Raw genomic sequence first — 22493 nt, forward strand, 5'->3', positions numbered from 1 at the left:
TCTCACCACTGCTTGCTGATCGAGACGCTGACGACCCGCCCGAGCGGCGAATAGTTTGTCGAATCGTAGGGGGTGTCGGAGAACTGAGTCGTCGCGATCTGCATCGGCTTGTCGTTCAGGACGTTGAAGACCGAGAAACCGATATCGAGGCGTCCGAGCAGCCCGCCGGCCCGGGTGCGGTAATGCGTCGCCAGATCGAGCGTGGTCATCGATCCGACGTGGACGACCTGCGTCGCACGCGGATCGTCCACGCCGCCGATATAGCTGAGCGTTGCGGTGAGGTTGAAGGGGCCGCGATCCCAACTCGCGCCGCCTCTGGCCCGAAAATGCGCCGGACTGAACAACTGCCCGGCGAGGAGCGTGACCGGCTGCGAGCTGGTGATCTGCTGCTCGCTTTCGAGATAGCTGGCGTTGAAGCTGGCGGTCAGGCTGTTTGCTTTGCCGGGAAAAACCGCGCGATACCGAAAATAGGCGTCTACCCCGTGGATCGTCTGACGGCCGGCATTGACGTTACTGTCGTCGATCAGGAAGGCGACATTGGCTGGATCATAAGTAAGGCCACTGATGTTCGCGAAGTTGAAGGCACCCGCTATGACGGCGGCGAGCAGCGCTGCCGACGGATTGGGCGTCAGCCGATCGCTATAAATCGGGTTGCTGAGCGACTGGCCGATGAATGCGATCGGGGTCACCACCCGATCACGGTAATCGATGTGGAAATAGGTCAGATCGAGATGGGCCCCCTCAATCACGCGCGGATGAATCGCAAGCGTGGCTGACCAAGTCGTCGCGCGCTCCGGCTTCAGGTTGGGATTGCCCCCTTGGACGAAGAGGTCCGTGCTGTTCGGGGGGAAACCGGTGCCGCCAAACGCCGCCGGTCCGCCCAGGACAAGCGTCCGCGCCTGGTACTTTTCAAGCAGGGTCGGCGCGCGGAACGATTTCCCCCAACTGCCCTTGATGTCGAAATCGGGCGTCGGCGCGTAGATGATACCAAGCTTGGGCGTGACGATGTCACCGATGCCGCGGTAATCCTCGTATCGCAGAGCACTGCTGAGTTCGATCCTGCTGATGAGCGGGATCTCCTCAGCAGGAGATATGATCGGGATGCTCAGCTCGCCATAGCCATAATAGCTGTCTTGGCGCTGGTCGATGTTCTGGGCGTTGCCGGGGCCGAGGCTCCTGAACAGCGCATTGCGGCGATATCCTGCACCCAGCGCCAGTTTCACAGGGCCGGCCGGCAGGGCGAAGATCGTTCCGTCTCCGCCGATTTCTGCCGACGCCGCAGTGTTGCAATAACAAAAGATCGTCGGTGCGGGGGCTGTTCCATTCGCATAGTTCGTGACGGTGTAGTGCGTCAGGTCGCGGCCATAGGATCCCGTCGCGAACATCGACCAGCCATGTCCGAGCGTCAGGCGCAATGTCGGCGCGAGCGCATAGGACTCCACGGAGTAAGCGGTGACATTGCCGCTGAGCATAACATTCCCCGCGATGTTATTCGCGACGGACTTGGTGCTCCAGCGACGGTTATAGAGCCCGTCAAACTCCAGCGTCAGATCGGGTGCGAGATCCTGATGCGCGCTCAATACCGCGTCATGATCCTTGATCGGCGGCAGCAATGACAGCGCGGGGCTCTTGTCGGCGGCATAGCTTCGATCCCGTCCGAAAATGCCGGTCGTGCGCGCAAACTCATAGCTCGCGATGAACCCGCCCGAATTCCAACGCCAACCGCCAGAAGCGCCATAGCGTTGCTCGAAAGCCCCGCCGTCGGTCGACGTGCCGATCCGCGCACTGGTTTCAAGGCCTTCGGTGTCGCGACGCAGGACGATGTTCGCGACGCCCGCAACCGCGTCCGAACCATAAAGTGCCGAGGCCCCGTCGGGGACGATCTCGATCCGGCTGACGGCGGCGAGTGGGATGGCCGAGACATCGATACTCTGCCGTGATCCGCTGTACGACAGCCGGTGACCGTTAAGCAGGGTGAGCGTCGCAGCGCTGCCGATGCCGCGAAGGTTGATCGAAGAGCCGCTGCCAAGATTGAACCCGCTGTTAGCTGGCACGTTTGACCCGACGCCAGGATTTTGCCCGCCGCCGAAGCTTTGCGGAATGGAGCGTACCACATCGCCGAGATTAGACTGACCGGCGTTGCGTATATCCTCCTGGTCGATGCGGATGACCGGGGACGCGATCGGCGCCCCGCGGATCCTGGAACCGGTGACGACGATATCCGCACCTGCAGCGTTCTCGGCCGAATCGCCCGCGTTGCCTGGCTCGCCAGGTGCGCTAGCGAGGGCGACGCCGAAAGGGACGATCGTCCACGTTTGGGTCCCGGTCTTCTGGGCCTGCAGTCCGGTGTCCTTGAGCAGCATCTGGAGTGCTTGGTCGATCGTCATCACGCCGTGGATCGCATTCGTCCGCTTGCCGCGCGCGTCCCGGGTAGAGATGAGAAGTTGGATGTCCGCCTGGCGGGCGAGGGTGCTCACGCCGAGAGCGGCGGGCTGGACTGGTATATCGAACGACTTGGTCTGTGCCGCGGCAGCTACCGGAACCGCGATCAAGACCGTCGCGGCCGTGAACACCGCGTGTCGCAGCCTGTTTTCCCGAACCATCGTCATCATTTCCCCCTTCATCGCAGGCCATCGCGGCCTTGGGATTTAGACAGGCGGGGCGTGAATTTCCGTTTGGAATTTTCCGTTAGCCGGCTGCGTGGCCAATCCGGATCAGCCCCGGATCGTCCAGCAGGACAGGCGTGTTGAAACTGCGCTGGACTGCGGTCGCGAACCCGACCGGATCGTCCACGCGGAAAATTCCATAAAAACCTTCCTGTGACAGCGCCGGATCGTCGATCACGATCTTGCGCTGATTATACCGGTTGAACTCGCTTGCCGCCGCCCTGAGCGATTCACCGGCCAAGTCGATCTTTCCCCCGCGCCACGCCAGCGCGCGATCGACTTCGGATGGAGCCTGCTGTTTCTCCGTTATAGAGGCATTATCGGCGACGAAAGCGCGCTGTCCGGCGGTCAATCGCACCCGATGCCCCTCGGCGCCGTTCACCCACGCTTCGACCGCGCCCTCGGTCACGAGAACGTCTGCGCCGTTGTCGCGCCGGCGCACGGAGAAGGCCGTGCCGACCGCGCGGACCCGGATTGGACCAGCCTCGACCAGAAAGGGCCGGTCGCGGTCCTTGGCGACCTGGAACCATGCTTCTCCCCTGACGAGCCGAACCCGTCTGGTCACCTTTTCGAGAGCAACATCGATGTCACTGCCGGTATTGATCGTTGCGACCGAGCCATCATCGAGCGGCACATGTCGTATCTCGCCCAGGCGGGTGCGATAGCGGTCCCCCCGCCTCGGCAGGAGAAACCCGCCAGCAAGCGAAGCGGCGAGCGCGGCACTTCCGGCCCCAAGCAGCCAGCGCCGCGATGGCCGAGCCGCGATGCCGGCCGTGGGGTTTGGCGCCACCAGTTCAGGCGCCGACAAATCCGGATCGAGCCGCGCCCAGGCGGCTTCGGCTTGAAGGAACGCGCCGCGGCGTCGGCTATCAGCGGCGAGCCACGCCTCGACCTCTTGCTCGAGTTCGGGTGTCCGGCCCGAGCGATCGAGCCGCATGACCCAGCGGGCGGCCTCCGCCTCAATATCCGTGGCGCGTTCGCGGGTCATGGGTGATGAACCCGGCGCGCGCGGCGCGCCTGATATTCGCCCGCAACCTGCTCACCTTCCTGTCGAAGCGCGTCTAAAAGCATTCGCAATCCATTCGAGCTCTCATTCTCGACAACGTTTTCGGAAACGCCGAGCGCGGCAGCGATCTCGCGCTGCGATCGACCTTCGAGCTTCCGCATTTCGAAGATTTGCTGGCAGCGACCCGGCAGCCGATCGAGCAGCCGTCGCACACGTGTCCATTCGCGCCGGTCTCCGGCAAGCTGCTCCGGCGAGGGTGCGTCGTCATGAAGTTCGTGAAATTCTACCTCGGTCACCGCATCGATCCGCACGACACGCGCATGTCTAATTTGGTTGATCAACAGGTTGCGTACGATCTGGAAGAAAAAGGCGTCGGGCCGCTCGACATGTGTCACGCTGTCCAGCGCGGCGATGCGGCAATAGGCCTCTTGGATAAGATCATCGATATCCTCGCGCGCGACCATAGATCGCGCCAGCCACGCGCGCACCGCAGGCTCGTGAGGCATGACCTTCTGGGCCACCCACACGACGAGCTTCCGGCGTCTGTCGTCCTCCTTCATCCGCGTTCCAAGCCGCTGGGCGCGCCAGCATATGACCTAAGACAGCCGGGGAAAGCTTTTCCGTTTGGAGCGTAATGCGGTTGCGCACACCGGAGGTCGACGTTGGCGAGGGACTATGGCGGGCCAAAAATCGCGCACACGTAATGGAGCAGCAGGAACACTTTTGCGTTCGGCCTCCGCCATTTTTACGGCGTATCGGGCGCGAAGCTGCCCGCGAGCAACTCTCAGCTGGATGTCCCTTGTGTCTACAAGCTGACCCAGCAGCTGCCATCCGGGCCGGTCGCTGCTCAACTCCAGACAATTATTCATGTGCCTATGCTCGGCTCTGTCTGGCCGAATGTGGCCGGTTGCTTTGGAGCACATCGCAAAAGCGGTCTATCCCGGCCGCCGGTTGGTCCTTCTGAGCCACAGGTCACGGCAGATCGACGAGGCGCAACTTCAACCGAATTCCCAAACTTTCTCACATTGTTTCGCAGTTGCTGAAGAAGCGCGTCTTATTCATCGTAAGGATGAGAACCATGGTGGTGTGATCGAGCCTGCGCATAAGGATTTGGAAGCCCTGAATCGCCGGATGCGTTCGGCGTTGACATCTTTTTTTGCGCGCCGCGTCGGCAACGCTTGTGAAGCGGAAGATTTGACCCAGGAGGTCTTCATTCGCCTTGCGCGGAGCGCTGGCGATCAGATCATCGCGCCCGATGCCTACGTATTTCAGATCGCGGCGAACCTGTTGCGCGACCGGGCGCGCAGGGAAAAAGTGCGCGCCGATTACCGCGAAGCGAAGCGGCTGGAGGATTATGTCGATCTGGACCCGCTCGATCCGTTCCGGATCGCAGCCGGGCGACAGGGCTTGAACGTAATGGCGCGCGAGCTTGCCGAGTTGCCTGAAAAAACAAGAAGGATATTCACGCTGTATCGTATCGAAAGCATCGACAAGCACGTGATCGCCGCGACCTTCGGATTGTCGGTGCGCATGGTTGAGATGCATGTGCAGCGTGCGATGCTGAGGTTGTTCGAGAAGATGGGCGGCGATCTATGAGAGAAGCAGCCCCCGAACTCGAACAGGCCCGCGAGTGTGCGATCGGTTGGTGTATGCGATTGGCGGAGGGGTCAATCAGCCTGGAAGATCAGATCGCCTTCGAAACTTGGCGCGACGCCGACCCGCGCCATCGCGAGGCGTTTGCCCAGATGGCGCATCTGTGGAGCGCGGCCGGACATGTGGGGGACGAGCCGGAATTGATCGCGGTGCGGGCGGATGCGCTCGAAGCAATGAGAGCGGCCAACAACCGGCGCTGGCCCAGTCGACTTGCCGGTCGCTGGCGCCCCCTTGTGGCAGCGGCTGCATGTCTGCTTTTGACGGTAACCGCCATCCTCCATCTCATGCAAGTGCGTCCTGACACCTATGTAACGGCCATTGGCGAACGCCGTGTCGTGAAATTGGGGGACGGTTCGAAGATTTCCCTCGATGCCGATACGAGGGTCCAGGTCGCATATAATGACGAGCGCCGCGCCCTCAGACTGCTTTCAGGTCGTGCAAAGTTCGATGTCGCGAAGGACCCGCGACGTCCCTTCACGGTCACGGCTGGAAATCGAATGGTCGTCGCGACAGGCACGGCCTTCAGTGTCGAACTGGTAAGCCGGCAGATGCGCGTCGTGCTTTACGAGGGCAATGTCGCCGTCCTTGAAAACGGCCCGTCCAACGAGCCGCCCAAGCATGTCCAGCTGATAGCCAGGAAGGTCGCGGCCGATCAGGACCTGAAACCCGGCAGGATCATGATTGCTTCGCTCGATCGGCCAGTCGCGGCGATCGAGGCTATCGACTTGCCGAGATCGCTTTTGTGGGAGGGCGGCCAACTCAATTTCTCGGATGAATTCCTGGCGACCGCGATCGAGCGCGTAAATCGATATTCCGATACGAAGATCGTCCTGCGCGGAAATGCCGATGGCATGCTGGTTAGCGGCGCCTTTAACGCGGGCGACAGCAGCGGTTTTGTCGACGGCGTGTCGGCAATTTACCCGTTGAATGTCCAACAGAAGGGCAATGTGATCGCGCTGACGGTCAAGCGACCGTCATAATTTCGCAATATCGGTCTTTCCGCGTCTTACCTTATGGGCCGCGCGAGATCGAGGCGGCCCTCAAGGGGGGTCCGATGCTCTTTCGCTTTCGTACGATGAACCGCTTAATCTATGGGGCGGCCGCCAGCGTCGCGCTGGCGACTCCGATCGCGGTGTGCGCGCAACAAAGCAGTTTCCAGCTCGACATACCGGCGCAAGATCTTGGCAGCGCACTCAAAGCATTGGCGAGCGCAGCCGGTCAGCAAGTAGTTTTCAAGGGCGCGTCTGTCCGCGGAAGGCGCAGCAACGCGTTGAAGGGCAATTATAGCATCGACGATGCGATAGGCTTCCTGATCCACGGTCAAGGGCTCCAGGCAGGGCGCAGCCCACGCGGCATTATCGTCATTAAGCCCGCCGCCGCGCCGGTAAACGGCCGGACCGAAGCTCAGGAACCCTCCCTCAATGCGGGCGCGCCGGGCCGAGCGGGGAGCGGCTTTTCTGACGAGTCCACGGCCGATACGAGCCAGGAAATCACGGTAACAGGCAGCCGATTGCTCTCAATCAATGAGCAATCCTCGCCATCCACCACCGTGAACAGAACAGATTTTCGACTGTCGGGCGCTCAAACCGTACAGGCGGCTTTGGCAACGCTCTCGCAGACCTTCGCCGGTGACATCAATCCCGAGACGGCCGGCGGCAAGCAATCCAACGGGTTTCGCTCGGACCGCGGCAGCAATGGCAGCAAAGGCTATTCGCCGAATTTGCGCGGCCTCGGCTCGGCTGCCACGCTTGCTCTAATCGACGGCAGCCGATTTCCGATCGGCTCGGAAGGCGCCGCGCCCGACGTCTCGATGATGCCGCTCGTTGCCTTGGATCGGATCGAAGTGCTCAGGGACGGCGCCTCGCCGGTCTATGGAGCGGACGCGGTCGCGGGTGTCGTCAATCTCATTACCAAGACCCACCAGGATCAGCCGATGACATCTGTCGGCTACGGGGGTGCGGACGGTGGCTACGCTACGTACCAGGCGAGTCATATCCAGGGCCTGGACTGGAACGGCGGATCGGGTGTCCTGGCGGCGCAATATGATAAAAGCGATAGGCTCAGCACCTTGGACCGTGCGCCAACGTCGCGCATCACGCCGGCATCGATCCTACCCGATCAACATCAATACTCGATCTTCGGCAGCCTCTCCCAAGATGTGGGCGGTTCGAACGAGCTAAGGCTAAAAGCCCTCGGCGCGCAGCGAAAATTCTCCAGCCCTTCTTCCGTACTCGATTTTTCACGTGGAAATACGAAGCTTGGATATGTGTCGGCATCCGGCATCTTCCGCCTGCCGGATAGCTGGGTCGTAAGCGTCAATGCGGATTTCTCGGCGAACCATCTGATCAATCAGGCGCAATCACTAACCGGGGTTTACTCGAGAACCGACTATCGCGGGCATGAGGTCGGCGCCGGCGCGACGATTACCGGAACGCCATTCTCGCTGCCGGCCGGCCCCGTACGAACGGCGCTTGGCATCGATTACCGCTACAGCAAGCGCGAGTTCGTGACCCAAGGTGCTGCGGGGGCGTCGCTCGATCGGACGGTCGCCGCGACCTTTGGCGAAATCGCGGTGCCCCTCCTTCGCGATGCGCCGCTTGCCAAGAGTGTTACCCTCGAAGCCGCAGTCCGATACGATCATTACAGCGATTTCGGAGGCACGACCAATTCGCGCGTCGGGCTCGTTTGGCGCGTCAACTCTTCCATCCGGCTGCGCGCGACGCGGTCGACCTCGTTCCGCGCCCCAACGCTCTTTGACGAAAACGCGGCCGGCCTGCTTGCCGCTACGGTGAAAGCCAATGACCCGCAGCAAGGCGGATTGGTGACGGCACTACTCGTCACCAATGGGGCCTATCCGGATCTGAAACCGGAAACCGCACGCAACCTGACGCTTGGATTTGACTTCACGTCCCAGGCATTGCCGGGAATGGGCCTGTCCGTCGACTATTACGACGTGGCATTCCGCAACCGGATCGCAGCGCCCGATACGGCCGTCACCACCTTGTTCAACCTCGCCGATCCCCTCGTGCAGCCTTTCCTCACCCGTTCGCCCGCTCTATCCAGCGTGACGTCGTTCTTCGCGCTGCCCGGCTTCCTCAGTACCACCGGTCCGACCACGACGCCGTCAGACGTTCGTGTGATCATCGACGACCGCTCGGTCAATCTCGCCTCGACGACCGCAAAAGGGATCGATTTCCTCTTCCACGCAAATCTGCCGACATCCACCGGTGCGTTGACATTCACCGCCGATGCCACGTTGAATTTGAGCTTCAAAGTACGAGCGCAGCCCGCGGCCCCCGAGCAGGAGTTCACTGGCCAGGCTTTCTTTGCGCCGCGCTACAGGGTGAGAAGCGGTCTCGCTTATGTCGGGCAACGCTTCGAAGCGGCCGCATTTCTGAGATACACACCGTCGATGGACGACAAGCGGGTCGTCGCCGGCCGTCCTGCAGGCACTTACCACATCGATGACTATACGACGGCGGATTTGCATCTTGGGATGCTGCTGGGAAATGCCCGAACAGGTTTGAAGATCAGCCTGGACGTCACGAATGCCTTCAACAAAGCGCCTCCTTATGTGCAGCCCATCAGCGCAACATATGCGAGCTACGATCCGTCCAATGCCTCGGTGATCGGCCGCGTTTCCCGTTTAACACTTACAAAGATGTGGTGACCGTCGCGATGCGGCCGCTCATCTGGCTGGCTCTCATCTTCGCCTGTGGGATCGGCGAGGCGGGTTGGTCCCGCAGCCCGACCGACACCGCGGCGCGGCCATTCACCTTCGATGAAATGGCCAAGCTCGAAGACATTGGGCCGGGGGCTTTCACGCCCGATGGCAGCTCTCTGATTTTTGTTCGAAGGCCGCGGTTTAGCGACCTTCCCGATTATAGCCTCGCGCCGTTCGGCCCATTCTTTGGCGAGCTGATGACAGCAAACGCCCGAAGCGGCGACGCGAAGCCTCTGTTCCGGAAGAGCAAAGGGGCATTATATGCTCTCATCAGTCGGTCGCCGGATGGGCGCTACGTCGCTTATTTTCGAGCTTGCCGCGGCGAGCTACGGCTCGGCGTTTTTGACCGACGGACCGGGCGAGAGCGGATTTTAAACGATGCTCCGGCCCAGGATTACTACCATGAGCTGACGCCCATCTGGCTTGGGACCCACGAGCTTGCATTCAGTGCTCAGGAACCGGGCCAGTTGGCCGCTTACATGCCGTACTTCCGCCGCGCGACGGGGGAAGCTTTGCACAAGGCCTGGCAGGCGACCTGGGTGGGAAGAACAGCGTCCTACGGCCTCTATCGCAGCCGACCATCCAACGAGAATGCGCCCTTTCGAGGCATCCTGCTGCGAATCGATGTGTCGACGGGAAAATCGCACAAAATAGCCGACGGTCTCTATTCGGATTTGCGGGTCTCCCGCGATGGGAAATATCTCTCCGGCCTTCGCCAATATGAAAAGGACCAGCTTGGGACGGACGTGACCTCCACGGCGTGGACCTATGGTCGCGCGCACCTCGCGCTCTTCAATCTCCATTCCGGCAAGTCCGTTCAGGCAGTCCCGTCGCTCGACATAGTGCCGGGAACGATGGAATGGTCGCCCCATGACGACCGGATCGGTTTCTTCGCTTGGCCCAATGGCGGCGCGGCGGGGCAGGGACGCTTCTATTCCTTCGACCTTGCCCTCCATCAGCTTCGCGAATTCTCTCACCGCGGGCTCGACCTCGTCAACGAACGGGAGTTTGGCCCACCGGGCCGGCCAATGCGCTTCCTGTGGCTTGGTCGAGATATCGCCGTGGCGGCTCGTCAAAATCCGGGAGGCGACCAGACGCCACGGTTTACCCAGCGCGGCGTTACTGGCCGCGACCTTAACGCGGACCCCGGCCGTTTCGACTGGTATCTGCTGGGAGACGGGGGGAGCATCCGCAACCTGACTTCCACGTACAAAACGGTGTCGCCCTGGGTCGCCGGGGAGACGAGGTCGGGCGCTTATCTCATACTCGATCGCGAAGTGATGCGAATGGCAGCGGACGGGACCGCCTCGCGTATCGCACCTGGTCGAAGGGTGGCAGCCTATCCGGAAGCCAGCGGGCCGGCCGTGCAAGGGCGCCAGCCCTTTGGCTCCACCGCGATTTTCCGTTCCGCGGATGCAAACCAGCATCAATTGCTTGCCTTCGATCTCGCGCGCGGTGCGGAACGGGATTTGTCCTTCCCACCGGGCCTTGTAACCCTGATGGCGTTCGGGCCTGCATCCGGCAGCGTGGCTTTTAAGAAAATCCTTCCGAACGGGACGGACGTCGCCATCCAAGCCGGCGAACAAGCAGCAAGAGTGGTCTTCCGGATCAACAAGTTTCTGGCGGGTGTCGGCAAACCTTTGTCGTGGGCGATTAGCTATGCGGGGCGCAGCGGAGAAGCGCTGACAAGTTGTTTAACCCTGCCGGCAAACTATCAGGCGGGCCATCGCTACCCGACAATCGTGTATGTCTATCCTGAGAGCACGCCATCCTGTTCGGCTGAACCTCTTCTTCAGCAGCCGATAGGATATGAAAATCACAATATCCTCCTGGCGCACGGCTACGCTTTCCTTAGTGTGGCAAATCCCGGGATCGCCACCCGTGAGGGTGGACCGCTGGGCGGGATTGTTGAGGCCACCGATCGGGCGATCGATGCCGCGGTCGCGGAAGGATTGGTCGATCCGGAGCGGCTAGGGCTGATTGGCGCCAGTGGGGCTGGATATAGCGGCCTTTGGCTGGCGGGGCACAGCAACCGCTTCAAGGCGATTGTGTCGATAAACGGAATCGCCGACGCTCACACGCACTACTATTCTCATGGAATCGATCAGCTTTTCTACTCTGAACTGGTGCCATGGAACGGACAGGCGCAGCGATATGAGGGGCGCGACCAATTCACGCTTCAGGCGTCCCCTTGGGAGAGCCCGGAGATTTATTGGAAGGCTAGTCCCGTCGCTTACGCGGATAAGATCGATGCAGCTGTTCTGCTGGTAAGCACCGATATGGATAGTGGCGGAATTTCCGAGCAATATGACGAAATGTTCGTCGCGCTCCACCGCCTACGAAAAACCGTGGACTATGTGAAATATTGGGGGGAGTGGCACGGCCCCTCAAGCTTCGCCAATGTACGCGACCTTACGCAGCGGACCGTGGCCTGGTTCGACAAATATGTTGCTCCAGCTAGGGCTGGCGGGCCGCTTGGCCGCGGGCGAGCATCGGGTTCGGAATGGGCTCCCTCGACTGCTACGCGGCCATGACCATCGCACCTCCGGCAGCTAGGCGAAAGACCGCTTTGGACCACGCTTCGACGGCACGATCGGCAAAGATGCGGGGCAAAGACCCCTCGGCCGTGTTCTAGTCGTCGACAGCCGCTTTTCAGGTAAGGTACAGCTGAGGCGGCCATGCGCCTGAGGGCCAGAAGCTCACGTTCGCGACGAAGCTTCTTAGGGACCAGAGGTATGCGTGCGTGCGATAGCGAAGACCCAATTGGAGACATTCACCCCGTCCGTGCGGCTTCCCGAAACCGGACGTTCGTTCAGCCGCCGCTCCACGCCTAATGCCGATGTCAATTCGTGATCTATAAATCTCGCAGTTCTTCTCCTAATTTCTCTCCATGGCACGCTATCAAGCCGATCCCGAACGTCGTCGCGTGGCTGCCTTAATCGACGAAGAAGTGGCGCGCGCACGTGCTGCCGAGGCTGAAGGAGGGTGGATTACATACTTGATCCGCGACCCTAGATTCCCTGACAAGCTCGGCAATCCTAAGGGGACACCAATCTACGTAGGACAAAGCAAAGAGTTTGGCACGCGCGTCCGGTCACGTTTCGATAAATGCGAGAAAGCGGCGACGGCCAAAGATAGTGTTGAGCGCAGGGTGACGGACCTACTGCATGAGGGCTGGGTTGCCCCTTACGAAGTGCTGGAGCGTACCCCGACGCGACTGACATCCCTTATCTCAGAGACGAACTGGGCGCGGCGTTGCGTCAGGCGCGGGTATGACATTGCAAATCTTTTGCCGGAGCAGCGAGCACATGCGCCAGATATTGCCCGCGAGGGCATCCCAGCCAGTTGGATTTGGCCCTTCTTGGTCTCCGAAGCTATCGAAGACCAACTTACGCTGCAGTTGGACTGCGCTCAGTGCGGCTTATCGCTAACTCTGGATCTCAAGCGCTTCCTTGGCCTAGCCGCTCCGCCAAAGTCGCTGTGCGAGATACGAGACGACCCTATGTGGCGGGCAGAGCCTTGCACCGGATGCGGTAAACGCCACACGAGGTATGTCGCTCTCAAAATCTGAAACCGGCTGGGCGCAAGCCTGAGGAAGCAGCTGTGTTCAGGCAGCTGCCGGATCCGAGAGAGCCAGAAGCAGACGTTGAAACCTAGCCACCGGCTACCAACTCCCGACGTTCGTTCAGCCCACCACTGCGGCAGCTAGGGGGCGCCCATTCCCAACGTCTGACGATGGCATAGGTTGGCAAACGCCTACATCGCTTGGTGGCGCTCGATTAGCATCAATTCGCCGTCACGCCCGGCATGCGAGGGCGAATTGCCCGCTCGTCCTATTTTTTGCGCCTTGTCCAATCTCAACCGTCATAGATGTGCAAGGAGGACTGGGCTTGGGCCGCGTGGAGCCGGAACATCAGGGACGTATCAGCGACGAAAGCTGGTCAGTCGATCAGCTTTCGCGCCGCTATCAGGCTGTGCTCGTGCGCTATTTCTGTCGCCGCGGGATCGACTTGGCCGACACGCGGGACCTGGCGCAGGAGGTGTTCGAGCGCTTGTCCCGGCCTGAGGTGCGCGAACGGATCGGCCGCGTCGAAGGTTATCTGTTCAGCATCGCCGCCAATCTGGCGGTCGAATATTTCCGCTATCGCCAAGTCCGCCGCGCGCACCCGGTCGCCGACATCGTCACCTCCGTCCAGCGCGGCGAAGAATTTCCCCCCGATCGCCTTTTCGAAGGCCGCCAGGAGCTCGATATGGTCGTTGCCGCGCTGAATGAACTGCCCGAGCGCATGCGCCACATCTTCCTTTTGGCGCGGGTCGAGAATCTCACCCATGCAGAGATTGCCGCGCGACTGGGCGTCTCCAAACGCCTCGTTCAATATGAGGTGACTACGGCGACCGCCTGTCTGGCCGATCACAGGAGGCGCGTAACGTGAGTATCGTATCGATCCGGCGAACCGGCAGCGCGAGCGCCACCGCCGAGACAGCCGCCTTCTGGGTTTTACGTCAGGAACGTGCCCCCCTGTCGGAGTTGGAGGAGGAGCGCTTCGCCGCGTGGCTCGCGGAAGACCTCGCCCATGTGGAAGCTTATGAAAATGCCATCTGGGCACTCGACGCGGCGGCGCATCATGCGGGGGAGGCGCCCATCCGCCAGATGCGCGACGCGGCGCTCGCCGCACGCGACGCGCGCAGGCCGCGCCGCTGGTTGAGCGCCGCCGGTGGTGCGCTGGCGGCGTCCCTGGCGGCCTTGTGGTTGTTCCTCGGGCTGCCGGGTGCCCAAAGGCCGCACAACGCCTCCAGCTACATCGCCGCGAGCGATCCGAACAACGCCACTTATCGTACGCAGATCGGCGAACGGCTGACGGTGACCTTGCCGGACCAATCGCTCGCGACGATCGATACCAACAGCGAGCTTCGCGTGGCCTATTCCGCGACCGAGCGCCGCTTGACCCTGACGCGTGGCCAGGCTCTGTTCGAGGTCGCGCACGGCCGGCCGACGCCGTTCCGCGTAGCTGCGGGTGGCCGCGAAATCGTCGCGGTCGGCACCGTCTTCAACGTGCGTATCAAGGGGTCGGACGTGCGCGTCGCGCTGCTGGACGGCACGGTGCGGGTGCGCCCGGCAACGGACCGATCCGGCGAAACCGCGGCCGAGGTGACGATGCACGCCGGGGAGACGCTGCAGGCCTCGGCCACCGGCCGCGTCGCTGTCCAACCGGCGGATGTCGGGCAGGTGGCGAGCTGGCGCGGGGGCGACCTCGTCTTCAACGATGCCAAGCTTGCCGATGCCGTAGCCGAGATCAACCGTTACACGCGCCGGCCTATCCGGATCGAAAGCAACGCGATTATTGGCCTACGGATCAGTGGCGTGTTTCGGACCAACGATCCTGAGCGCTTCTCGCAAGCGATTACGGAGGTGCTACCGGTTGATCTCGTCCGGCACGGCGACGGCGTGCTTTCGCTCCGCGCCCGGCAAGCGCCCTGATTGGGCCTAATCCGGATTGTGATACTACAATTTTGTGAAAAATTTGCGGTGATCGCTCGGTTACCCGTCCCTGGCATGGAAGTCACCGCGTTTGCGGCTGGCCCGTTGGGGATCGGGGGGACATGATGAAAAGACGATTTGGAATGAGCTGCCGCACGCTGTTGCTCGCGGCCTGTGCGGCGGGGGCCGCCATGCCCAGCGCCGCGCTGGCGACGAGTCCGACGTTCGACGTGCCGGCACGCGACCTGGGCGGCGCGCTGATGGCGCTCGCGCGCCAGGCGAATCGGGAGATTCATTTCTCCGCCGACCTCACCCGCCCCTTTACCGCGCCCGCGCTGCAGGGCGAATTGACGGTCGACGAGGCCTTGACCCGGCTGCTCGCGGGCACCGGCCTCGCCTACCATATCAACGGCAGCGGCGCGATCGTGATCGAACACCCGTCGGGGGGAGCCGACGCCGGGGGCGCCGCGGCGGAAAACGAGAGCGCTGAGGTTGTCGTCACGGGCACCAATATCCGCGGCATCGTCCCGCGATCCTCACCGCTCACTATAGTGGATCGGCGCGAGCTCGATGCGCGTGGCGCAACCACCGCCGAACAGGCGGTCAACACTTTCACCCAGAATTTCAATTCGGTGAGCGGCAACACTACGTCGGCGGACCGCGCCGGCTTCTTCAATCAGACGGGCACTAATGGCGTCGACTTGCGCGGCCTCGGGCCCGGGACGACCCTTGTTCTGCTCAACGGCCGCCGGCTGTCGGGGTCGGCAAACGGGCGCGCGGTCGACATCTCGCAGATTCCGCTGACGGCGGTGTCGCGCGTCGAGTTGCTGACTGACAGCGCGTCTTCGGTCTACGGCTCGGACGCGGTCGGCGGCGTCGTCAATTTCATCCTGCTCGACCATTTCGACGGGCTGGAAGCGCGCGCCGGCTATGGCACGACCGATGATGGCGCGCAGGGTGAATATCGTGGATCGCTCACCGGTGGCCTTAATTGGTCGACGGGCAATGCGGTGATCAGCGCAAGCTATCTCGACCGCTCGGCCCTGACAGCCGACGAGCGGTCTTTCTCGCGAGACGTCGAAGGCGCCTACACCCTCGTCCAGCCGCAGAAGCGCACCGGCCTGTTCCTCACCGCCCGACAGGAGGCAGGCGACGATCTGACCTTCAATGTCGACGGCCTCTACAATCGGCGCACCGGATTCTTCTCCCTCTTCCGCGACCTTGGCCTTTCGGGTGGCGTTCCTCGGCTATTGCTGACCGAATACCATCAGGTGAGCAATTCCTGGTTTGGCTCGCTCGGCGCGACCTGGCGGGTCAGCGACGCGCTGACGATCGACACGATCGGTTCTTACTCGCGAATCAAGGAAGGCGCGCTTTCCGACGACGTGATGTCGACCGTCACCTCTCCGGTAACGCAGCATAACGGTTCCTTGTCGCAGGCATGGGATGCCACGACGCGGGCGAGCGGGCGGCTCTTTGCGCTTCCAGGTGGCAACTTAGCCTATTCGTTCGGTGTCGGCGTGACTCGCGAGACGCTATCGACAAGCAGGATCGCCTCTAACACGGACGGCTATGAGTCGTCGGTTTTGGACGACCACAAGCGGACCACGCGTTATGCCTTCGGCGAGCTGAATCTGCCGTTCATCGGGCCGGCCACAGGCCTGCCCGGCATCAATCAGCTTGAGGCGAATATTTCCGCGCGCTATTCCGACTATTCCGACTTCGGCAAGAATTTCAGTCCGAAGATCGGCGTGCTTTGGTCGATAACGCCCGGGTTCAACCTGCGCAGCAGCTACGGCCGCACGTTCCGCGCGCCTTACCTCGACGATATCGGTCGACCGGGCGTTTATTCGATACTCGATCTCGCTGGATTCGGCCTGCACACGCCTGATCCCGCCGGCGATCCGATAGGTCTCTATATCGACGACGGTGTTGACCCCAAGCTGGGGCCGGAGACATCCAATCTCCTAACATTCGGCATGGACTTGCGGCCACCCAGCGTTCCACGTCTGAACTTCAGCTTCACCTACGTCTCGATCGATTATAAAAATCGCATCGCGCGCGGCGATCCGGGCCGGGGAACCTATTATTTTCAGCCGCAGCTTTTCCGAGAATTGTTCAATTTCTCGCCGACTAAGGCGGATATCGCGTCGATCCTGGGCAATGCGACCCTTGGCATCGGCAACAATGTCACCAGTTTCGATCTCACCAATCTCGACGCGCTGGCCGCCAATGTTGGTTACATCCTGGACAACCGGCTGCGGAACATCTCCAAATCCAGCCAGAAGGCGGTCGATATCAACGCAAGCTACGCCTTCAAGCGCGGGACGATCGATTATTCGATCGGTGCCAATGCTACCTACATCCTCGCATCCGAGACACGTACGACCCCAAGTTCGCAGGTCATCGCTCAGTCCAATATTCTTGGTCGTCCGGTGGATTTCCGCGGCAATGCCTTCGTCGGGTTGGCGACCGGTGGCTACTCCGCACGGCTCACCGGCAATTATGTCGGTGCTTATCTGAATCCCTACGTGCCGGCCTATCCGAAGATAAGCGACCAGCTAACCTTCGATCTGACCGCATCCTATGACTTTGGCGAGCGGCCCGGACCGTTGCATGGCCTTGCCATCTACCTGACCGTGCAAAATCTGCTCAACCGCGATCCGCCCTTCGCGGCCGACTTGGGGGCGGGCGTTACTGACGGGCTCAGCGAGCCGATTGGCTACGATCCATCCAACGCCAATCCGCTTCGCCGCTACCTCTCGATCGAACTGCGTAAACGTTTCTAGCGATTGGCGGCGCTTCGGCTCCGCCAATCGCAACGCGCGGCCGCACAGCAGCACGATCTGAAAGCGCCGGTCAGCGCAGATGTGCCGCCCTCAGCACTCAGGGAGGTTGTTCCATGAAGCCATTTTTTAAGGCGATCATCGCCGCCACGATTGCCAGCTGCCTCGCCGTCAACGGAGCGTGGGCGGCTGGCCCCGCCGTCCCTCCCGACATAGCGGTCGCCTACGATCATCCGCGCATCGCCGAAGACTGGGAAGGCCGCCCTATCGTCGCGTCGCCTGACGCCCGCAACGCCGTCTATGAGGTCAAGGTCACCAGCAATCCCGAGGAGAGTGAGCGCGGCTATTTTCTGGCAAACGGGAGCCCGCTTACCAGCGACGGAAGCCGGCTCTGGATTCTCGACCTCTCGAGCAAAGCATCGCATGCGCTGTGCCCGGCCGGTGGGAACGATTGGGATCCCTCGTTCTCGCCGGATGGACGAACGCTTGCTTTCTATTCGGACCGGACGGGGCAGGCACGTTTGTGGCTCTATGATGTTATGTCGGACCGCTGCCGTCAGGCGACCGACGCGCCAATCAAATCCACCTATTTTCCATTCGACCACCCGCGGTGGTCGCCAGATGGAAAGACAATTTACGTCACTTTCTGGCCGGCAACCGGGCCGGGCGTCCAGTCGATCGCAACCAAGCCCACAATGATGGGCCATGCGCCCGAAGCCGATGCAAGCGGCGTTACGGTTTTTAGGCATGATCCGGCGGATAAAGACGCGATGGCGACGCCCAACCAATCGTTCGACGAGCTATGTTCGTACGGAACCTATCTGGCCGCGTCCCTGGGAGCCGTCCAGCCGGCGACAGGCGCCACGAAGATTCTAGTCACCGATGAAGCTGCCAGCGACGTCGGTCGGGGCGCTGTCCGCCACCATCCAACCGCTTATTTCAATGTGTCGCCGTCCGGACGATGGCTCAGTTATTACAGCACCGGCTGCACGGTCTCCGGGGAACGTTTCAAGGCCAGCGTCGACCTCTACATTGTGCCGACGGAGGGCGGCATGCCGACTCGCGTCGCGGCCGGACTGCGCCCAGCTGGAGGCGGCGCGGAGTTTGATTATGGCTATCGCTGGCATCCGCGCGATGACACGCTGGTCTATCTCAAGGGCGGCAAGCTGTGGCGTGTCCAGATCGGTACGGACGGACCACGGACGACCACGGAAGTCGGCAAAGGTCTCGGCCCGATCGTACCGTCGCTCCTTCGATTCACGGATGACGGGAGAAACGTTATCGTGGGCATTGGAGCTACGGATGCGGACAGGGCGAAGCCGATCGCTATCGCGCGCGTACCGCTGGACGGCGCAGCCGCAACCCAGATCGCCATCGGCGACGGCGATCTGACGGTGCGGTCGTTGCCGGCCGCAATTGACGGAACCGCATGGCGGACGCGCAAGGGCGCGATCGTCGCGAGCGGGCTCGACGAACGCACCGGCGATAGCATCCTGCTCGGCTTCGATTTCGCTGCGGGCCGGGCAACGACTTTATGGCATCGCACGGCAGGTTTGAGCGCGCTCGTTCCGGTCCCGAACGGCGCGCTGGCCGTCTACGAGGATTTTGCGACGCCACCCGATCTCTACACAATTTCAAGCGAGTGGCGCCTCGGCGAGAGACTGACGAACGTCGCCCCGGGGCTCGGCATTTTGCATCCAGGCACGATCGAGAACTTTACGTCGACGATTGGGCAGGGCGACGGGACGTTGCGGGAGGTTCACAGCAGCGTGATCCTGCCGCCGGGCGCCAAGCGAGGCGACAAGCTTCCGGCGATCGTGTGGTTCTATCCCTCCAGCAACTTCAATCGGGTCGTCACGCACTATGGCGCCCCGACGCCCGCTGCCGACGACCTTGCCCACATCTTCACTGCGCGGGGCTATGCGGTCCTGTTAGTCGATATGCCGCTCGGTGCCGGTGATAAAAAAGGCAACGTGATCGACGAGATTATGGACGATCTTATGCCACAGATCCGTAAGGCAATCGATCTTGGTTATGTCGATCCCTACCGTCTGGCCTTACGCGGCCAGTCCTTCGGCGGTTTTGCAACCGCTGCCATCATAACGCGCACCAATCTGTTCCGCGCTGCGATCGCCAGCGGCGGATTGTTCGATCTGGGAGGCTATTATGGGCAGACATCCTTTGTGCGCGGGCAGCTCATCGACAACGGTGACTGGCTGGAATCTGGGCAACCGCGGCTGGGCGGCCCGCTCTGGGATGATCCGGCGCGCTACATAGACAATTCCCCATATTATCACGCCGACCGTATCCACACGCCGCTGTTGATCCTCGAGGGTACAAATGACTTTGCAGGATTTATTGAGGGGCCCAAGATGTTCGCTGCGCTGCGCCGATTGGATCGTACTGTCGATCTGGCGCTGTACGATGGCGCTGGCCATTCGCCCTCCAACTTTAAAGCGTCGCAGGCGCAGGATCAGGCCATGCGCATGCTCGCTTTCCTAGATAGATATTTGGCAGCGAAAGGTTCGAAGTAGATAGGCAGGGCCATAGCACGGATCCGAGCTGTTGGCGATCCTGCGCCTTACCGCCACGAGCCGACGTACGCGCGAAGCTTCTATGGACTAGAAGCTGTCGTCACCGGCACGGCAGTGACGCTCCAATTGTGGTCACTCGGGCTGCGCTATCTGCTTCCCAGCTTTAGATGTTCACCAAGGTGAGCAGCGCGACAGTTATCCATTAAGGTAAGCTGCTAGCTCCTCGGGCGCAGCTTTTGGAAAGGCTCGCTTCAGCAGATCTAGGAACGCGGAGACCCGGGCGCTCAGAAGTCTGCGGGACGGATAGAGTGCCCATAGGGCGATCTCTGATCCCGCTACGTCGCCCCAATGCGCAAGCCGGCCTGCCGCCAGGTCATGGCTGACCAGCGACACGGGCAGGCGCGCCGCACCACCGCCGGCCAGCACCGCATCGCGGATCATAACCAGCGATGACAGCCTGAGCACCGGATCGACCGCGACGTTCGATTGTCCCGCAGCTGTGTTAACCGTCCAGCTTCCCGTTCGATCGTTTCCGCGCACCACTGCGGGCACGGCCGCGTCAGCCAGTCGTGGCAGATCCGGGCTTGCCACGACCACCAGCCGATCGTGGAGAAACGGACGGCCGACCAACGTCTCGTCAGGATCGGGATCGACCCGGATCACGAGGTCGTAGCCTTCCTCGATCATGTCGACGGGCCGGTCCTCGGTCGTCACCTCGAGCCTGACCTCGGGATATAGAAGCGAGAACTTAGCGGCCAGCCGGCCCATCGCGGTCTGCGAGAACAGCAAAGGCGCGCTGATCCGCAGCCGCCCGCGCGGCCGGTCTCCACCGGACGCAATTGAAGCGGCTGTTTCTTCAAGCTCGGTGAGCAGCGCGCCGGCGCGTTCGAACAAAGCCCGGCCCTCCTCCGTCAGCTTCAGGTCGCGTACGCCGCGCTCGAAAAGGCGCAGGTCGAGGCTCGCCTCCAGCTCAGCGACACGTCGGGACAGGGTCGCCTTGGGCCGACCGGCGGCACGAGCGGCCTTACCGAACCCGCCATGCCGGGCGACCAGCGTAAAATCTGTTAGAGCTAGCAGGTCCATCTGTTCCACCTGTGAGACAGCGCGTCCAGATATAGCATCTATTTGGATGGACATGGATCACTCAACTTAGTCCTGCCAATCAGGCACAGCTAAGGAGTGACTCCCATGACCATTCTCGTAACCGGCGCCACCGGACGTGTCGGCCGCCACGTCGTCGACCAGCTCGTGCGTCGCGGCGCCGACGTTCGTGTGCTGACCCGTGATCCGGCGAAGGCCGACTTCCCCGCTGGCGTCGACGTCATGCAAGGTGACCTGCTCGACATCGACGTGCTGCGCGCGGCGTTCTCTGGCGTCAGCACGCTGTTCCTGCTCAATGCGGTGACCGGTGACGAGTTCACCCAGGCGATCATCACCCTGAATGTCGCGCGCGAAGCAGGCGTTGAGCGTGTCGTCTACCTGTCGGTCTTCCAAGCTGATCGTGCCGTAAACGTGCCGCATTTCGCGGTGAAGTCCGGCGCCGAGCGAATGCTGGAGCAGATGGGTTTCGGCGCCACGATCCTGCGCCCGACCTACTTCATCGACAATGAGGTGATGGTGAAGGACGTCATCCTTCAGCACGGCGTCTATCCGATGCCGATCGGTAGCAAGGGTGTCGCCATGGTCGACACCCGCGACATCGCCGAGGTCGCGGCGATCGAACTGATCCGCCGCGAGGCCGCGCCGAGCAAGCTGCCATCTGAGACGATCAACGTCGTCGGTCCCGACACGCTGACCGGTCCGCAGGTCGCCGCGATCTGGTCCGACGTGCTCGGCCGTCCGATCGCGTATGGCGGCGACGATCCCAGCGGCTTTGAGCAGAACATGGCGAGCTTCATGCCGAAGTGGATGGCATACGAGATGCGTCTCATGGCCGAGCGCTACGTCAGCGACGGCATGATCCCCGACGAGGGGGACCGCGAACGCCTGACTGCCATTCTCGGCCGCCCTCTGCACGATTACCGCGATTTCGCGGGCAGCATCGCCGGCGCGTAAGGCTTGGGCGGAGGGCCGGAGGCCGGCGGGCGATCTGCCCGTCAGCCTCGTGCCCCTGTCCGCCGCTTCGCGATAGCGAGGACCCAGTTGCAGACCCTCAGCGCCCGCGTTGCGCTATCCAACTTCGGACACTCATTCATGCTCTGACTTTTGGCCGAAAGCGGCGTACTGGCTTAATCGACTCAACCGCGATCGTGTCGCATAGTCGTCACCGTTCTTCCTCGCGCGACCTAACATGTCGAGTACGGTAGGGTAGTCGTCCAATTGCGCAGCGGCAGCGTGCCTTCGGTCATTGCCGATCCTGGCTTCGCTGTTTCGCTCGCTCGAAATGCGCGTCACCCAACCACTCACCGATGAGCGCGGCGTAGCTGTCAGCCAATTGGGTATGCAACTGCCTCGGCACATCGGTCGCACTGGCGGCCTGCGTGCGCTCGTCGGCTTCACGACGCAGCCAATACGATAATTCTGAAGTTTCTTGCAATTGCATGTCCAACTCCTTCGCGGGAGCTTTCCAGTGCTCTCGGTCGCCGGCGCCGAATGTCCGGCTAGCGATAAGCTACGCTAGCATTAACGATTCATCATATGGATGA

The 22493-nt window shown here is 61.8% G+C and carries 14 protein-coding genes and 1 pseudogene; 10 read left to right on the top strand and 5 right to left on the bottom strand.

All coding sequences use genetic code 11. The features are described 5' to 3' along the window. Positions 1-2 precede the first annotated feature (2 nt). From DX905_RS13520 to DX905_RS13530, 3 genes are all read right to left on the bottom strand, one after another. Positions 3-2609, bottom strand: coding sequence for a TonB-dependent receptor (locus tag DX905_RS13520; RefSeq protein ID WP_162875635.1), 2607 nt, complete (start codon positions 2607-2609; stop codon positions 3-5). Positions 2610-2688: 79 nt separating this feature from the next. After that, positions 2689-3654: a FecR family protein gene (locus tag DX905_RS13525; RefSeq protein WP_116091812.1), complete on the bottom strand. Its 966-nt coding sequence runs from the start codon at positions 3652-3654 to the stop codon at positions 2689-2691. Continuing rightward, positions 3651-4232 (bottom strand): RNA polymerase sigma factor, encoded by a 582-nt coding sequence (locus tag DX905_RS13530; RefSeq protein WP_116091813.1) that lies wholly within the window; start codon positions 4230-4232, stop codon positions 3651-3653. The genes DX905_RS13525 and DX905_RS13530 overlap by 4 nt, the downstream gene beginning before the upstream one ends. Positions 4233-4584: 352 nt before the next feature. Between DX905_RS13530 and DX905_RS13535 the strand changes: the two genes are divergently transcribed. The 9 genes and pseudogenes from DX905_RS13535 to DX905_RS13570 all read left to right on the top strand — a co-directional run bounded on the left by DX905_RS13535 (position 4585) and on the right by DX905_RS13570 (position 19848). Beyond that, entirely contained in the window at positions 4585-5268 is a 684-nt protein-coding gene (locus DX905_RS13535) for an RNA polymerase sigma factor (protein WP_240320849.1), read from the top strand. Next, positions 5265-5417, top strand: a pseudogene (locus DX905_RS16460) (FecR/PupR family sigma factor regulator); the annotation flags it as partial. The gene DX905_RS13535 and the pseudogene DX905_RS16460, both read left to right, overlap by 4 nt. Continuing rightward, positions 5418-6305, top strand: coding sequence for a FecR family protein (locus DX905_RS13540; RefSeq protein ID WP_240320850.1), 888 nt, complete (start codon positions 5418-5420; stop codon positions 6303-6305). Between the two features lie 74 nt (positions 6306-6379). Beyond that, positions 6380-8995 carry a TonB-dependent receptor gene (locus tag DX905_RS13545; protein ID WP_116091816.1) on the top strand — a complete coding sequence of 872 codons (2616 nt, stop codon included), beginning with the start codon at positions 6380-6382 and terminating at the stop codon, positions 8993-8995. After that, positions 8992-11583, top strand: coding sequence for a S9 family peptidase (locus tag DX905_RS13550; RefSeq protein WP_162875636.1), 2592 nt, complete (start codon positions 8992-8994; stop codon positions 11581-11583). The genes DX905_RS13545 and DX905_RS13550 overlap by 4 nt, the downstream gene beginning before the upstream one ends. Positions 11584-12948: 1365 nt before the next feature. Further along, complete coding sequence (locus DX905_RS13555) at positions 12949-13482, top strand: RNA polymerase sigma factor (RefSeq protein WP_240320966.1); 534 nt, start codon at positions 12949-12951, stop codon at positions 13480-13482. After that, complete coding sequence (locus DX905_RS13560; protein ID WP_116091819.1) at positions 13479-14528, top strand: FecR family protein; 1050 nt, start codon at positions 13479-13481, stop codon at positions 14526-14528. The genes DX905_RS13555 and DX905_RS13560 overlap by 4 nt, the downstream gene beginning before the upstream one ends. Before the next feature lie 143 nt (positions 14529-14671). Next, on the top strand, positions 14672-17317 hold the full coding sequence (locus DX905_RS13565) for a TonB-dependent receptor (protein ID WP_162875638.1): 2646 nt from the start codon (positions 14672-14674) through the stop codon (positions 17315-17317). A 113-nt stretch (positions 17318-17430) separates the two neighbouring features. Next, complete coding sequence (locus DX905_RS13570; protein WP_116091821.1) at positions 17431-19848, top strand: S9 family peptidase; 2418 nt, start codon at positions 17431-17433, stop codon at positions 19846-19848. A gap of 195 nt (positions 19849-20043) precedes the next feature. Here DX905_RS13570 and DX905_RS13575 read toward each other — a convergent pair whose 3' ends face one another. Beyond that, complete coding sequence (locus DX905_RS13575) at positions 20044-20931, bottom strand: LysR family transcriptional regulator (protein WP_116091822.1); 888 nt, start codon at positions 20929-20931, stop codon at positions 20044-20046. 105 nt (positions 20932-21036) lie between these two features. Between DX905_RS13575 and DX905_RS13580 the strand changes: the two genes are divergently transcribed. Continuing rightward, entirely contained in the window at positions 21037-21903 is an 867-nt protein-coding gene (locus tag DX905_RS13580; RefSeq protein ID WP_116091823.1) for an SDR family oxidoreductase, read from the top strand. Between the two features lie 289 nt (positions 21904-22192). Here the strand turns inward: DX905_RS13580 and DX905_RS13585 are convergent, their stop codons facing one another. Next, the gene (locus DX905_RS13585) at positions 22193-22390 is read right to left on the bottom strand and encodes a hypothetical protein (RefSeq protein WP_116091824.1); all 198 of its coding nucleotides are present in this window, start codon (positions 22388-22390) and stop codon (positions 22193-22195) included. Between the last annotated feature and the right edge of the window lie 103 nt (positions 22391-22493).

Origin of the sequence: Sphingomonas crusticola, from assembly GCF_003391115.1 — a bacterium.
Taxonomy (GTDB): domain Bacteria; phylum Pseudomonadota; class Alphaproteobacteria; order Sphingomonadales; family Sphingomonadaceae; genus Sphingomonas_I; species Sphingomonas_I crusticola.